Source organism: Streptomyces sp. NPDC026659 (assembly GCF_040638245.1).
Lineage (GTDB): Bacteria > Actinomycetota > Actinomycetes > Streptomycetales > Streptomycetaceae > Streptomyces.
Map to the genome: position 1 here is coordinate 17,713 of NZ_JBEZXY010000002.1, position 13,337 is coordinate 31,049.

Annotated in this window: 13 protein-coding genes; 3 read left to right on the forward strand and 10 right to left on the reverse strand. The window is 68.4% G+C overall.

Going from position 1 to position 13,337, the window contains the following annotated elements; genetic code table 11:
• Window positions 1-33: 33 nt before the first annotated feature.
• The 9 genes from AB0E91_RS04630 to AB0E91_RS04670 all read right to left on the reverse strand — a co-directional run bounded on the left by AB0E91_RS04630 (window position 34) and on the right by AB0E91_RS04670 (window position 8,599).
• Complete coding sequence (locus AB0E91_RS04630) at window positions 34-279, reverse strand: hypothetical protein (RefSeq protein WP_361775206.1); 246 nt, start codon at window positions 277-279, stop codon at window positions 34-36.
• Window positions 280-309: 30 nt separating this feature from the next.
• Entirely contained in the window at window positions 310-1,107 is a 798-nt protein-coding gene (locus AB0E91_RS04635; RefSeq protein WP_361775209.1) for an immunity 49 family protein, read from the reverse strand.
• A 137-nt stretch (window positions 1,108-1,244) separates the two neighbouring features.
• Window positions 1,245-2,105 (reverse strand): immunity 49 family protein, encoded by an 861-nt coding sequence (locus AB0E91_RS04640; protein WP_361775212.1) that lies wholly within the window; start codon window positions 2,103-2,105, stop codon window positions 1,245-1,247.
• A gap of 11 nt (window positions 2,106-2,116) precedes the next feature.
• Window positions 2,117-4,648 carry a hypothetical protein gene (locus tag AB0E91_RS04645; protein ID WP_361775215.1) on the reverse strand — a complete coding sequence of 844 codons (2,532 nt, stop codon included), beginning with the start codon at window positions 4,646-4,648 and terminating at the stop codon, window positions 2,117-2,119.
• Window positions 4,645-5,046, reverse strand: coding sequence for a DUF6507 family protein (locus AB0E91_RS04650; RefSeq protein ID WP_361775218.1), 402 nt, complete (start codon window positions 5,044-5,046; stop codon window positions 4,645-4,647). Before AB0E91_RS04650 ends, AB0E91_RS04645 begins: the two co-directional genes overlap by 4 nt.
• Window positions 5,047-5,105: 59 nt before the next feature.
• Window positions 5,106-5,417, reverse strand: coding sequence for a pore-forming ESAT-6 family protein (locus AB0E91_RS04655; protein ID WP_361777252.1), 312 nt, complete (start codon window positions 5,415-5,417; stop codon window positions 5,106-5,108).
• Between the two features lie 20 nt (window positions 5,418-5,437).
• The gene (locus AB0E91_RS04660) at window positions 5,438-5,767 is read right to left on the reverse strand and encodes a hypothetical protein (protein WP_361775221.1); all 330 of its coding nucleotides are present in this window, start codon (window positions 5,765-5,767) and stop codon (window positions 5,438-5,440) included.
• A 195-nt stretch (window positions 5,768-5,962) separates the two neighbouring features.
• Entirely contained in the window at window positions 5,963-6,721 is a 759-nt protein-coding gene (locus tag AB0E91_RS04665; RefSeq protein WP_361775224.1) for a DUF2127 domain-containing protein, read from the reverse strand.
• Between the two features lie 123 nt (window positions 6,722-6,844).
• Window positions 6,845-8,599: an MFS transporter gene (locus tag AB0E91_RS04670; RefSeq protein ID WP_361775226.1), complete on the reverse strand. Its 1,755-nt coding sequence runs from the start codon at window positions 8,597-8,599 to the stop codon at window positions 6,845-6,847.
• 147 nt (window positions 8,600-8,746) lie between these two features.
• On the opposite strand from AB0E91_RS04670, the gene AB0E91_RS04675 reads away from it, so the two are divergent.
• Window positions 8,747-9,361 (forward strand): TetR/AcrR family transcriptional regulator, encoded by a 615-nt coding sequence (locus AB0E91_RS04675; RefSeq protein ID WP_361775229.1) that lies wholly within the window; start codon window positions 8,747-8,749, stop codon window positions 9,359-9,361.
• Between the two features lie 104 nt (window positions 9,362-9,465).
• On the opposite strand, the gene AB0E91_RS04680 is transcribed toward AB0E91_RS04675, so the two are convergent.
• A complete protein-coding gene (locus AB0E91_RS04680) occupies window positions 9,466-10,851 on the reverse strand; it encodes a cation:dicarboxylase symporter family transporter (RefSeq protein ID WP_361775232.1) in 1,386 nt (461 codons plus the stop codon).
• A gap of 151 nt (window positions 10,852-11,002) precedes the next feature.
• On the opposite strand from AB0E91_RS04680, the gene AB0E91_RS04685 reads away from it, so the two are divergent.
• Entirely contained in the window at window positions 11,003-12,634 is a 1,632-nt protein-coding gene (locus tag AB0E91_RS04685; protein ID WP_361775235.1) for a sensor histidine kinase, read from the forward strand.
• On the forward strand, window positions 12,631-13,329 hold the full coding sequence (locus AB0E91_RS04690; protein ID WP_361775238.1) for a response regulator: 699 nt from the start codon (window positions 12,631-12,633) through the stop codon (window positions 13,327-13,329). Before AB0E91_RS04685 ends, AB0E91_RS04690 begins: the two co-directional genes overlap by 4 nt.
• The last annotated feature ends 8 nt before the right edge of the window (window positions 13,330-13,337 follow it).

Below are 13,337 nucleotides of genomic sequence, written 5' to 3' on the forward strand. Positions count from 1 at the left end.
GATGTCCCCGTAGATAGCACGCGTTCGAACTTATCACCGAGTGGTGGTCGCCCCTGTGGGCGCCTGAGTGGCAGGCAGCACCCGGTGCGAAACGAACGACCACCCCACACAGCCGGCACACAGCACGGCCCCGATCACGACCCCCGCGAACGCCTTCCCCAACCGCTCATCGGCGGTACGTCGCTGCCGCTGCCCGCCGAACAACACGGCATCCCGCAACCGTCGCCGCCGCACCGCGACGGATTCGAGCAGTTGGCTGTCATAGTCCTGGGCCGACATGGACGGATTCCTTACGTCGCCGAAACAATCTCAGACTTCGAACTCGCCGACCCAGTCCCGCTCAAGGAGGTGCTTGGGGAGGTAGTCCGACTCCACGTCGATCGGGAAGCCGGCGTCGTAGGCGAGGCAGGTGATGGCCAGAAGACTGAACGACACGACACCCGCGAATTCGTTCGCACGCTCATCGTCGGCCGTCCAGTAAGTCCTGTGGAGCTGCAACGCTTCCATCAGCGCGACATTGAAGGCACTGTGATCCTTGCGAAGAAATTGGTAAAAAAGATTGATCGGCGGATACAGGACATTTTGAAGGAGATCACGAGGTGCGATCATCGCCACTTCGGGGAATGAATTATCGATCGCCGACCCCAGTTTCTCCACCAGGCCCGGCCGCTCCATCCAATATGTCTGAAGCGCATCGATCCAGTTGTAGACGTACTCGTCGCCACGAACACCCGATGCGCGCAGCACCTGCAACGGAACCTCGCACAGCTCAGTCATGCGTGCCTGATCACGGCAGACGATGGCGAGCCAGAAAGCGCTAAGCCAGTTCCCCGCATTCGCGTAGAACTGAGGGCCCGTCGCGGGAATCGAACGCACCTCGCCAACGATCCGGCACTGCACAGCACCCTGAGTCCGCGCCGCTGCGGCGAAGGCCGCCTGCCTGATCTGCATGGCAGTCACGGCGGCTTCCCATGTGGGAAGTTCGGAGGCCTGCGGGTCGATGATGAGGCGAGCCTCGAGAAGGGTGAGGGACTCATCGACGGCGAACGCGAACGCTGTAGTGGACGCTCCCAGGCTTTGGGCGTCGCTCTTCACCTCCTCAGCCATGCACTGAACCGCAGCCATATCCACAACACCCGGCCGACGATGCCGAATCACTGCTTCGACCACAACACTCCCTGCGCGACTGCGCTCCCACGAACGCCTCGTGGTCCGATTGATCCGCATACCGAACAACCTGCGCATCAGGTGTTGATTCGACCGATCCAGGTGCGATCCAAGAGATGCCTGGGAAGGTAGTCAGACTCGATGTCCACCGGAATGTTCGCATCGTATGCCATGCACGCGATGGCCAACGGCCCCAACGCAACGAGCCCCTCACCACTGCGAGATCGGGCCTCATCGCCACTCCAGTACTCCTTGTGCCAGACGAGAGCCTCGGCCAGAGCAGCGTTGAACTTCCCTGCTTCCTGCCGCTGATAACGATGAAAAAGCTCCAGAGGAGGATAAAGGATCTTCAACATGAGTTCGGCGCTCGCGATGTGAGGGGAAGCCGGATCAGTTCCATTGATGGCGGAAACCAGGCCGTCCCACATCTCCCGGCGACCGAACCAGGCGTCTTGGAGGGTCTTCACCCAGGAGTAAATATACTCATCAAATTCCACTCCGGACGCACGAAGAAAGGAGACCGGAATCCTGGCCAATTGCTCAAGTCGTTCATTTTCACGACAAACAGCAGCCAGATAGTACGCGGTAAGCCAGTTCCCTGCATGCAGATACTCTTGAGGCCCGGTTGCGGGAAGGTGTTTCACCTCATCTCCGACACGACAGGCGACAGGTCCGTCCACAGAGGCTCCAGAAATGAAGAGCGCCGAACCGACTTGCATCGCAGTGATCCACGCCTCCCACGTTGAAAGTTCTGCAACCGTGGGGTCGATCGCACAGCGCCACTTGGCCGCCACAAGGGAGTAGCCCAAGGCGTCAAAGCGATCAAAATCAGACGTTTCAATACCGGAAACGACCTCTTCGGAACTCTTGACGATCGGTGCCATGGCCTTGGCAGCATCATCGACCGGAAAGTCATGCCGGAGAATGCGAAGGTCCACGCAACCTCCTCTCAGTGAATCCTCAAATACTCGACTATGACACCAGAGTAGAGGGAGCCATCGGGCTCCCTGGCTTTGACCAGAACATACTGCAGCTTCCCCGACTTGAGCGCGGCACGGAACTCACTCGCCAGCTCGGCCTCTCGCATACCACGGGCCGTCATCTCGGCCATGATGGTCCGCAGGTACAGCACCGTCCCCTGCTTGACCCGCATACCGGCAGCACCACCGTCGTCACCCAGATGAGGAGCCTTGGGGTTCTCCGGATCCGCGCGCCCTCGACGCCAGTCAAGATCGTTTCCGGGGGCCTTGTCCTCGACTATGAGGATCCCATCCTTGTCGACCCTGTAAGCCGCGTCGAACGAGTTGGCGCCATTAGGTGTCTTGGGCAGATCGATCGGCGTGGCATCAGGAAACTGGTGGGGAATTCCATGAAGCCGAGAAGATTCTTCGCCCAACGCCTCAGATATTTTACTGTTGGGCGGCACATCGCCCAACTGCCGCGCATAATCGGCCTGAGCGTGAAGAAGTGCGTCATAATGGAGGGCAGAAGGTGTTTCCTCGTACACCCTTTGCGCATTCATGAGATCTCGATAAACCTGGCGGTTTGCCGCCGCCCTGTCGAGTTCCGGCAAGACTTCGTGGGGCGCGGTGTCTCGACCGAGCGGCTTGGACCCGAACCGGACTTCGGACGGCCCGCTCGGCAAGTCATGCTTGGCTACCCACTGCCCCTGAGGATCTCTCGCCAGCTGAGGAAGCTCGGTGCCGTCCACCAGCCCTATATTGGGTCTACGTCGGCCCAGCGTATCGTAATGGTTTTTGAACCAATCCGGGTCTTCATTTGCTTTTCTAACATGTTCATCCTGAATCTCCTTACGCTGCTCCGGAGACAGGTCCCGCCCCTGCTTGTCCTCAGAGGCTTGATCCTCAGGGTGACTTGGCTGGTTACCGTCAACGCCCCTGCCTGTACCCGGCGGCCTCGAACCCGAGCCGCTGGTGCGAGCCGCGTGGCCCCCCTCACCTGACTGCAGGTGGGGAGCAACGGTGTGCTCTGGGCTGCTCGTGACGTGCTCAACGCCGCCAACCGGGTCGGCTATCGAGTTGGTTACCGAAGGAGCCTCGACCAATGCGGGAGAGCGAGTTGCCGCCGACGCCCCCGTACGCCGGGCGGAATCCAGAACAGCACGGTCGTCGGCCGACAGCTCGGTCGCGGTGTGGCCTGCGTGCTGGCGCAGACTTCCATCCGCGTTCAGGACATGACCGCCCTGGGTCAGATAGACGGGCCTGCCCTGAGCGTCGACGTATTCGATCGCGTTCTCGGGTATGGAGACATGACTGTGTACAGGGCGCAGCGGGGTGTCGACGGGCGCGTAAGTGCCGCCCAGGTCCGCCATGTCCGCGTACGCCCCGGTACGCAGGTTCTTCAAGGTGGTGAAGGTGTCGCCGACACGGACGAAGGCGAACTTGGCCGCCTTGCCCGCGTAGGTCATCGGGTCGATGGCGCGGCCAGCCTTGCCGGCCAGGGAGAAGGCACGTGCCGCCGCGCCCGCCTTGCCCGCACCGCTCGCCGCGCCACCGATGCCGTCGGTGCCGAGCACCGTCAGGACGTTGAAGCCGACCGCACCCGCAGCGCGGCCCGGGTTGGTCTTCCATTCGTCGTAGGCGACGAAGCCCTTCACCGCCTGCTTGTAGGCCGTACGCGAATCACGGAGCCAGGACGGCAGTTGGTCGTCCGGGGTCAGCCACCAGGCGCCCCCGGTCGCGGTGGTGAGTGTCGCGGCCGTGCCGAGTTTCGCGAGGTTCTCCCACGCGTCGCCAGCCGCACCCCAGCCGTCCGAGCCGAACAGGGTGCCCACGCCGTGGATCGTGCCGATGACACCGTCCTGCCAGACGCCGTCCCACACCTGCTTGCCCTGGTGGGCCAGCCACGCCCACCCCTCGTACTCCCGCTCGGCGGGCGCTCCCCAGGGGGTCGCCTCGGCGTGGTCGAGGTCTTCGGCCCGGTAGCCGTACTTGTTCTTGCCGCCGGAGCCGTCGTCGACGCCCATGCGGGTGCCGCCGATCAGCGCCATGATCTTGTTGTAGGCGGTGCGTTCCGCGGCCTGGAAGGCGGCCACCGTGTGATTGACGTCGTGCCAGAGGTCGTTGTTGTGGTCGACCTTGTCCTGGTCCTTGCGCCAGTCGTCGTCACCGGCGACCGCGTTCACGAACGCGGTGGCATCCGCCTTCAGCGTTTCCAGCTTCTTCACCAGCGGCTGGGCTTCGGAGCTGTAGTCCGACAGTGCCGTAGCGACCTTCTCCAGGTCGTCGGCGAAAGCGTCGGATTTCTGCTTCACCGGAAGCGTGCTGGCGAACAACTGCTCCGCTTCCGGAGCCTCGTAGAAGGCGGAAAGTCCCTGGAACTCTGTGTGCACGTCCGCTCCGGAGGCGCGCAACTGGCCCGCGTCCGCCGTCAGCAGCATCACATCGGTGTCGAGCGTGCCCAGGTCGCCGATGAAGTGCGGTATGCCGGACGGATCGATCAGCTTCGCGTCGTCACTCATCGGCGGGGCCGGCCCTCCCCGTGGCTCCCGTCCGCGCCGGGCAGATCCACCTTCGGCTCCTTGGCCGCCTCCTGCTGCGCGTTCGCCGCCTGCTCCAGAGCACCGGCGACGTACCAACGGGTCGCCTGGTCGGCCCCGTTCAGGGACTTCGAGGTGCGCTTGGCGATGTAGACCAGGTCCCGGCCCCAGGCCTGCGCGAACTGTCCCAGCGCCGAGCCGACCAGGCCGACCGTACTGCTGTAGGGACCGTACTGGCTGGTCAGCGTGCCGGCCGCGGACGCAGCCTCCTCCAGGTTGCCCTGCGTCGCACTGCCCACGTCCGACATGTTCTTCGCAGCGGTGCCCGCCTTGGACAGCACGCCGTACACCCCGGCCGGATCGACGTCCCACCCCGTCACGAAATGCCCCTCATCCCCGTACCCGCCGAGCACCTGCCCGGCGGACGCCTACCGCCGTGTCAGCCGATGTTGTCGACCGCGGCCCGGGCCTTGGCCAGCGTGGCCTGTGCGGTCCCGTCGTTCTTCTCCAGCGTGCCGCGCACCAGTTGGATGATGTCGCGGACCTCGCCCGCGGCCTTGTGCCAGCGGGCTTCCTTGCCGTGGTACTCGTCCGAGACCCCGTCGGCCTGGTAGTCGGCCATCGCGGCCTTCACCGCGCTCTCGCGCTCGCCGAGCACCGTCTCCAGCCGGCCGATGATTCCCTGCAGGCTGCTCTGCACGTCGGCGGAGGCGCCCGTGTCGTATGAACGGCGATCCTGATTGGCCATAATGCTCAAGTCCCCCTCGTGGCTCAGCCGCGGAAGCGGGCCGCGTCGAAGTTCGCGGCGCTCATCGTCTGGTGGGCGTTGTCGGACTGCTCCTGATCACCACTGACGAACGCGTGGTCCATGCCGGACTGGCCGCCCAGGATCGACGCGAGCGAGCCGTTCAGCGCGGCAGTGATCTCGTCCGCGCGCAGCTTGAACGAGTCGAACACGGCCTTGCCCTCGCCGTTGAACTTCCCCTCCAACGGCTGTGCTGCGGCGATCAATTGCTGGATCAACGCGCCCAGGTCGTCACTCGACCCGACCGTGCTCTTCGTCAGCGTCGCAAGCGTCGTCGACCCCATGTCGAACTTCATGGAGATTCCCCCGCACCCGTAGTCCAGAACGTCGATCGGCGCGACGTCCCGGCGCGCTCAGACGCCACTCACGTCACGTCACACATCTCATCACACATATTTGTCTGTCCTGCGGCGCTGCGGCAACGCAGGTCGGCGAGTTGGCTTGATCGCCCCTTGGTGCTCGCCGAACAGGGGACTCCCGACAGGGACTGATCACAACCCCGCCGACTCCTCCACCTCCAGCAACGAAGCACTCCGCCGCTCCTCGTCGAACTTCCTGCGCCCGCCCCGCAGCCCGAACAGCCGCTTGGCCAGGGCGATGTAGAGGACCGCGAGGATGTTGAGGGTCAGGGTGGCGATCTTGACCCAGCTGATGTGTTCGGTGAGTTCGTAGATTTCCAGGGGGAGGAAGGCGGCCGTGGCGACGACGGTCAGATACTCCGCCCAGCGCTTGGCGTACCAGAGGCCGACCGCCTCGATCAGTTCGATCAGGGCGTACCCCACGAGCACGGCCGCCACCGCCAGGAGCGTGGAGTGGTGGTAGCCGAACACCTTCTGGATCGAGCCGATGACCGGGGAGTGGTCCAGGTCGTAGTGGAAGTGGCGGAAGACCGGGCGGAAGACGTCCAGGTACTCGTCGAAGAGGCGGCGCACCGCGTCCTGGCTGTTGCTGAACTTCCAGACCGCGACCGCGACGAGGACGATGAACACCCCGCGCAGCGCCCGTTCCACGGCGAGGAAGCGCAGGATGAACAGGTCCCGCAGCACCTTTCCGCGCGGGACGAGCGGGGCCTCCGACGCCGGGCCCGAGCCGTGCGGCTCGCCCGGGGTGAAGTCGCCGCAGCGCAGGCAGCGCCAGATGTCGCCCAGTTCGGTGCGGGCGTGCAGGCGTATGCGGAGTCGGGGGTCGTCCGGCGCGTAGGTCACATGGCCCTTGCGCGCGCAGGTCCGCCGGTCCCAGTCGATCTTCATCCCCCGTGCCTCCGTGGGTACGTGCCGTGCCGGCTCCGCTGGTTCACGGTTCCGGCACGGCACGTTAGTGGATCTCGGCGGGCCGTTGGGTGCGGGTGGTCAGTTGGCCAGGGTTTCGGCCGGTTACGAAGCCGGGGCCGGTACCGTCCCGGGTTCCTTGACGGGCTCCGACTCCGGGGCCTCCGCTTCGGCCACTCCGGCCGTCGTGGCGACCTCGGCCTCCATCCCCTCGGCCCCCCGCGCCGTCCCGGGAACCTCCCGCTCCCCCCGCCCCGGCAGCAACACCGTCACCACCACCGTGCCCACCGCCAGAATCACCGCCCCGATCAGGCTCGTGTGCGCCACCGCGTCGGAGAACGACGCGCCGACCGCCTCGGCCATCCGGTGCGCGCCGGACGCCAGTTGGGTCGCCTGGGCCTTCAGCTGTGCCGCCTGCTGCGGGTCGGTCGCGGCCGCCGCCTTCGCGGCCAGCGCGTGCGCCTTGTCGCCGATGCCCTGCGCGACGGCGTATCCCGCGCCGACGGAGTCCCGCGCGGTGTCCAGCGCGCTTGCCGGGAGGCCGGACCCGCGAGTGGCCGAGGTCAGGTGGTCGCCGTAGGACGTGGCGAGGAGCGAGCCGAGGATCGCGATGCCGAGCGAGCCGCCCAGTTCCAGGGAGGTGTCGTTGACCGCGCCGCCGACGCCCAGTTCGGACTCCGGGAAGGAGCCCATGATCGCGTCGGTGCAGGGCGAGAGGGCGAGGCCGATGGCGAGGCCCAGGACGACGAGGGGCGCCACGAAGTCGCCGTACGTCGAGCCCGCGTCCACGCGGGTCAGCAGCGCGAGCGCGACCGTGCCGCCGAGCATGCCCGCGCCGACCGTCCAGCGCATCCCGACGCGCGGGGTGAGGAAGGCGGTGAGCGCCGAGCCGGCGAACACCGCGCCGGCCAGCGGCAGCATCCGTACGCCGGTCTCCAGGGCGTCGTAGCCCAGGACGAACTGGAGGTGCTGGGTCAGGTAGTAGAAGGCGCCGAAGACGGCCAGGAAGAACAGGGCGACGGCGAGGTTGGAGCCCGCGAAGCGGCGGTCGGCGAAGCGGCGTACGTCCAGCACCGGGCGCGGGTGCCGCAGCTCCCAGCCGACGAAGGCGATCAGACCGAGGCCCGCGACGACCGCGGCGGTGACGGCCTTGGTGCCCCAGCCGAAGTGCGGGCCCTCGATGATCATGTAGACGAGCGCGCCGACCCAGACGACCGAGAGCAGGCCGCCCACGTAGTCGATCCGCTCGCTGTGGCCCGCCTTCGACGGCGGTACGAGGACCAGGGCGGCGACGATCGCGACGGCCGCGATCGGCACGTTGATCAGGAAGGTCGAGGACCAGCCGTGGTCGCGCAGCAGCGCGCCCGCGACGACCGGTCCGGCGGCGATGGCGAGGCCCGCCGTCGCGGTCCACAGGGTGATGGCCTTGGCGCGCTCGGCGCGCGGGAAGGTCGCCGCGAGCAGCGAGAGGGTGGCCGGCATGATCAGCGCGGCGCCGAAGCCCATCACGGCGCGCGCCGCGATGACGGTGGTGGAGCTGTCGGCGAAGTACCCGAAGACCGCGCCCCCGCCGAACACGGTGAGACCGAGGATCAGCGCCCCGCGACGGCTGTACTTGTCGCCGATCGCGCCAAGGAGCAGCATCAGCGCGGCGTACGGAACGGTGTAGCCGTCGATCACCCACTGGAGGTCGGCGCTGGAGAGCCCCAGGTCACGGGTCATGTCGGGAGCGGCGACCGTGAGGGCGGTGTTCGCCATCACGATGATCAACAGGCTGAGGCACAGCACGAGCAGTGCCCACCAGCGCCGGGGGTACGGGCGCCCCGTTCGCTCGACCGGTTCGTTCATGACGAGTCGCATGGCAGGGGTGGCCTTCCTCAACAGCGTGCGCGACGGGACAACCTGCGCGAAATGGATTTGCACAGGAGCGTGCAATTGCACAACGATGTGCAATGTACGCCGCTGCACAACGCTGTGCAAGTCGAGAGGATGTGCACAATGACTGCCATGACCACGGGTAACCCCAGCCGCGCCGACACCAACCGGCGCCGCATCCTCGATGTCGCGCTCACCGAACTGCTGCGTGACCCCGAGGCCTCGATGGACCAGATCGCGCGCGCGGCGGGCGTCGTACGGCGCACGGTGTACGGGCACTTCCCGAGCCGGGAGGCGCTGATCGGCACGCTCGTGGACGAGGCGGTGCAGGTGCTGACGGAGACCGACGCGTGCGCCCGGACGGACGTGACGGACCCGGCGGAGGCGGTGGCCCGCTCGGTGCTCACGGTCTGGGAGATCGCCGACCGCTACCGGCTACTGGTGGCCCTCGCCCAGCGCACGGTCACCGTGCAGGGCATCCGCGACCGGCTCGCCCCGCTGCGCGCGGAGAAGGCGCGGTTGCTCCAACGCGGCCTGGAGGACGGCACGTTCAGCTCCCCGCTGCCGCCCGCGGCGCTCTCGCTCGTCCACGAGCAGCTGCTGTTCGCGGTGATGGAGGCCGTGAACGAGGGCGCGCTCCCGGCCGAGGAGGCGGGGAGCGCGGCGGCGGTGACGATGCTGACGGCGGCGGGGGTGCCGGCGGAGCGGGCGGTCGAACTGGTGGAGCGGGCACGGGGCGAGGCGTAGACCGCCCTCAACAGCCGGACGCCCGGCCCCGGTTCAGGCGGGGCCGGGCGTCCGGAGACTTCAACGGCGTCGGCTCGTGGAGAGGTTCGCGGACCGGCGGAGCCTCACGCCGTGGCCAACTCCTTCTCCCCGCCCTCCCGCTCCTGCGGCTCCCGCGAAGCACCGGCGCCTTCGTCGAGCAACGTCGTTTCGTCGAAGGGGAGTTCACCGGCGAGCACCCGCTTGACCCGCTCCACGTCGATCTCCTTGGTCCAGGTGCCGATGAGCACCGTGGCGACCGAGTTGCCCGCGAAGTTGGTCAGGGCGCGCGCCTCGCTCATGAAGCGGTCGATGCCGACGACCAGGCCGATGCCGTCCACCAGCGCGGGCTTGTGCGACTGGAGTCCGCCGGCCAGCGTGGCAAGACCGGCGCCGCTGACGCCCGCCGCGCCCTTGGAGGCGAGCAGCAGGAAGAGCAGCAGCGGGATCTGCTCGCCGACCGACATCGGGGTGCCGAGGGCGTCGGCGATGTAGAGGGACGCCATGGTCATGTAGATCATGGTGCCGTCGAGGTTGAAGGAGTACCCGGTCGGGACGGTGATGCCGACGACCGCCTTGCTGACGCCGAGGTGCTCCAGCTTGGCGATGAGCCGGGGCAGCGCGGACTCCGAGGACGAGGTCGACAGGATCAGCAGGAACTCGCGGGCGAGGTACTTGAAGAGCGAGAAGACGTTCAGCCCGGAGACGATCCGCAGCAGCGCGCCGAGCACCACGAAGACGAACAGCACGCAGGTGACGTAGAAGCCGAGCATCAGCACGGCGAGGCTCTTGAGCGCGTCCAGTCCGGCGGAGCCGACGACGGCCGCGATGGCGCCGAACGCGCCGATGGGCGCGGCCCACATGACCATGGCGAGGATGCGGAAGACCAGCCGCTGGATGTGCTCGATCCCGCGCAGCACGGGCTGTCCGGCCGCGCCCATCGCCTGGAGCGCGAACCCGGCGAGCAGCGCGATCAGCAGGGTCTGCAGGACCTGACCCTCGGTGAAGGCGGACACGAAGGTGACCGGGATGATCGACAGCACGAAGTCCACCGGGGGCAGCGCGTCGCCGGCGACCTGCGCGTGCCCGGTCTGGCGGAGGGCGTCGGTCAGGTGCAGGCCCTCGCCGGGGTGCAGGACATTGCCGACGACGAGGCCGATGGCGAGCGCCACCAGCGACATGACGGTGAAGTAGCCGAGCGCGATGCCACCGACCGCGCCGACCTTGGCGGCCTTCCGTACGGAGCCGATGCCGAGCACGATCGTGCAGAAGATGATCGGCGAGATCATCATCTTGATCAGGTTCACGAAGCCGGTACCCAGCGGCTTCAGCTCGACTCCGGCGTCGGGCCAGATGAGGCCCACGGCGATGCCGAGTGCGACCGCCACGATGACGGCGAGGTAGAGATAGTGGGTGCGGTCCCGCTTCACGGCGGGTGCGGCAGGTGCCGTATCGGGGGTGCTGGCGGCCACGGCTGCCCTCCTTGACGTCTTCGTCGGCACCTTCGGCGTGCGGCTCACGTCCGGGCGGTGCGGGGGATCGCCGTACTATCTCCCGCCATGTGACGGCGGTCACCCTTGCGTTCATTTAGTTCACGCCGGGATGGCCAGGCACACTGCTGGGATGCGTCCGCCCGCCCTCCCCCTGCCCCGCAGCCTCGCGGGCCAGCTGTTCGCCATGCAGGCCGTGCTGATAGCGGTCGTGGTGGCGGGGTACGCGCTGTTCACCTACGTCAGCGACCGGCGGCAGGCGGAGGACGCGGCCGTACGGCAGGTGCGGGCGGTGGCGCGGACCATCGCGGACGCGCCCTCGGTGCGCGCGGCGATCCGCACCCCGGACCCGACGGCCGACCTGGAGCCGTACGCCCTCCAGGTCACCCGGGACGCCGACGTCGACTTCGTCACGATCATGAACCCCGACGGCATCCGCTGGACCCACCCGCACACCGGGGAGATCGGCAAGCGGTTCCTGGGCCGGATCGGGCCCGCGCAGCGGGGGCGGACCTTCACCGAGACGTACACCGGCACGCTCGGGCCCTCGGTGCGCGCGGTGACTCCTGTGCGGGACGGCGGCCGGATCGTGGGCCTGGTCAGCGCGGGCATCAAGGTGGAGGCGATCAGCGCGCGGGTCCAGGACCAGGTGGCGGCGCTGCTCGCGGTGGCGGGCGCGGCGCTGCTGCTCGGCGCGGTGGGCACGTACGTCGTCAACGTCCGGCTGCGCCGCCACACCCACGGCATGAACGCGGCCGAGCTGAGCCGGATGCACGACTACCACCAGGCCGCGCTGCACGCGGTGCGTGAGGGTCTGCTGATGCTGGACGGGCAGGGGCGGGTGGCGCTGGCGAACGACGGCGGGCGCGAACTGCTGGGGCTCGCCGAGGACGCGGTGGGGCGGTCGGTGGCGGAGCTGGGGCTGCCAGGGCCGCTGACCGGGGCGCTGCTGTCCCGGTCCTCACGTGTCGACGAAGTACATCTGACCGCCTCCCGCATCCTCGTGCTCAACACCTCGCCGGTGTCGGGCGGGGAGCGCCGGGGCACCGTGGTGACGCTCCGGGACGTGACCGAACTCCAGTCTCTGATGGGCGAGTTGGACTCCGAGCGGGGCTTCAGCCAGGCGCTGCGCGCGCAGGCGCACGAGGCGGCGAACCGGCTGCACACCATGGTCTCGCTGATCGAACTGGACCGGGCCGGGGAGGCGGTGGAGTTCGCCACGGCCGAACTGGAGCTGGCCCAGGCGCTGACCGACCGGGTCGTCGCGGCGGTGGGCGAACCGGTCCTCGCGGCCCTTCTGCTCGGCAAGACCGCGCAGGCGAACGAGCGGGGCGTGGAGCTGGTGGTCTCCCCCGACAGCCGCCTGGACGACGGGGTGCTGTCGCCCGGCCTGACCGCCCGGGACCTGGTGACCGTCCTCGGCAACCTCATCGACAACGCGGTGGACGCGGCCCAGGGCGGTCCGGGCGCACGGGTCACGGTGACGGCGTACGCGTCCGGGTCCGCGCACTCCCTGGTCCTGCGGGTATCCGACACCGGCCCGGGTGTCGACCCGGCCCACGCGGGACTGGTGTTCCAGCGCGGCTGGTCGACCAAACCGGCCGGTCCCGGCGGACGCGGGCGCGGTCTCGGCCTGGCCCTGGTCCGTCAGGCGGTGACCCGGCTCGGCGGCACCCTGACGGTGACGGAGGCGGCGGAGGGCGGCGCGCTGTTCGAGGCCCGGCTGCCGCTGCACACCGCGGTCCCGGCGGGAGGCGAGGAATGACGGGCACCGGCGAGCCGATCCGGGTCCTGGTCGTGGAGGACGACCCGGTCGCCGCCGACGCGCACGTCCTCTACGTCAACCGCGTCCCCGGCTTCACCGCGGTCGGCAGCGCCCCCACCGGCGCCCGGGCCCTCCGCCTCCTCGACCGCACCCCGGTGGACCTGCTGCTCCTGGACCTCCACCTGCCCGATGTCCACGGCCTCCAGCTGGCCCGCTCCCTGCGCGCGGCGGGCCATCAGGCGGACGTCATAGCGGTCACCTCGGCCCGCGACCTGGCCGTGGTCCGCGAAGGCGTCTCCCTGGGCGTCGTCCAGTACGTCCTGAAGCCCTTCACCTTCGCCACCCTGCGCGACCGCCTCCTCCGCTACGCCGACTACCACGCCGCCGCGGGCGAGGCGACGGGCCAGGAGGACGTCGACCGAGCCCTCGCCGCCCTGCGCGCGCCGACTCCGGCGGCCCTGCCGAAGGGGCTGAGCGCGCCGACGCTGGAGCGGGTCACGGCCGTACTGAGGGACGGCGCGGACGGCTTGACGGCGGCCGGGGTCGCCGAGGAGGTGGGCATCTCGCGCATCACGGCGCGCCGTTATCTGGAGTACCTGGTGGAGTCGGCCCGGGCGGTCAGACGGCCGCAGTACGGCCAGGTGGGCCGCCCGGAGCTGATGTACCACTGGCTGCCGGAGGGGAGGGGGCGCTGACGCCCCCT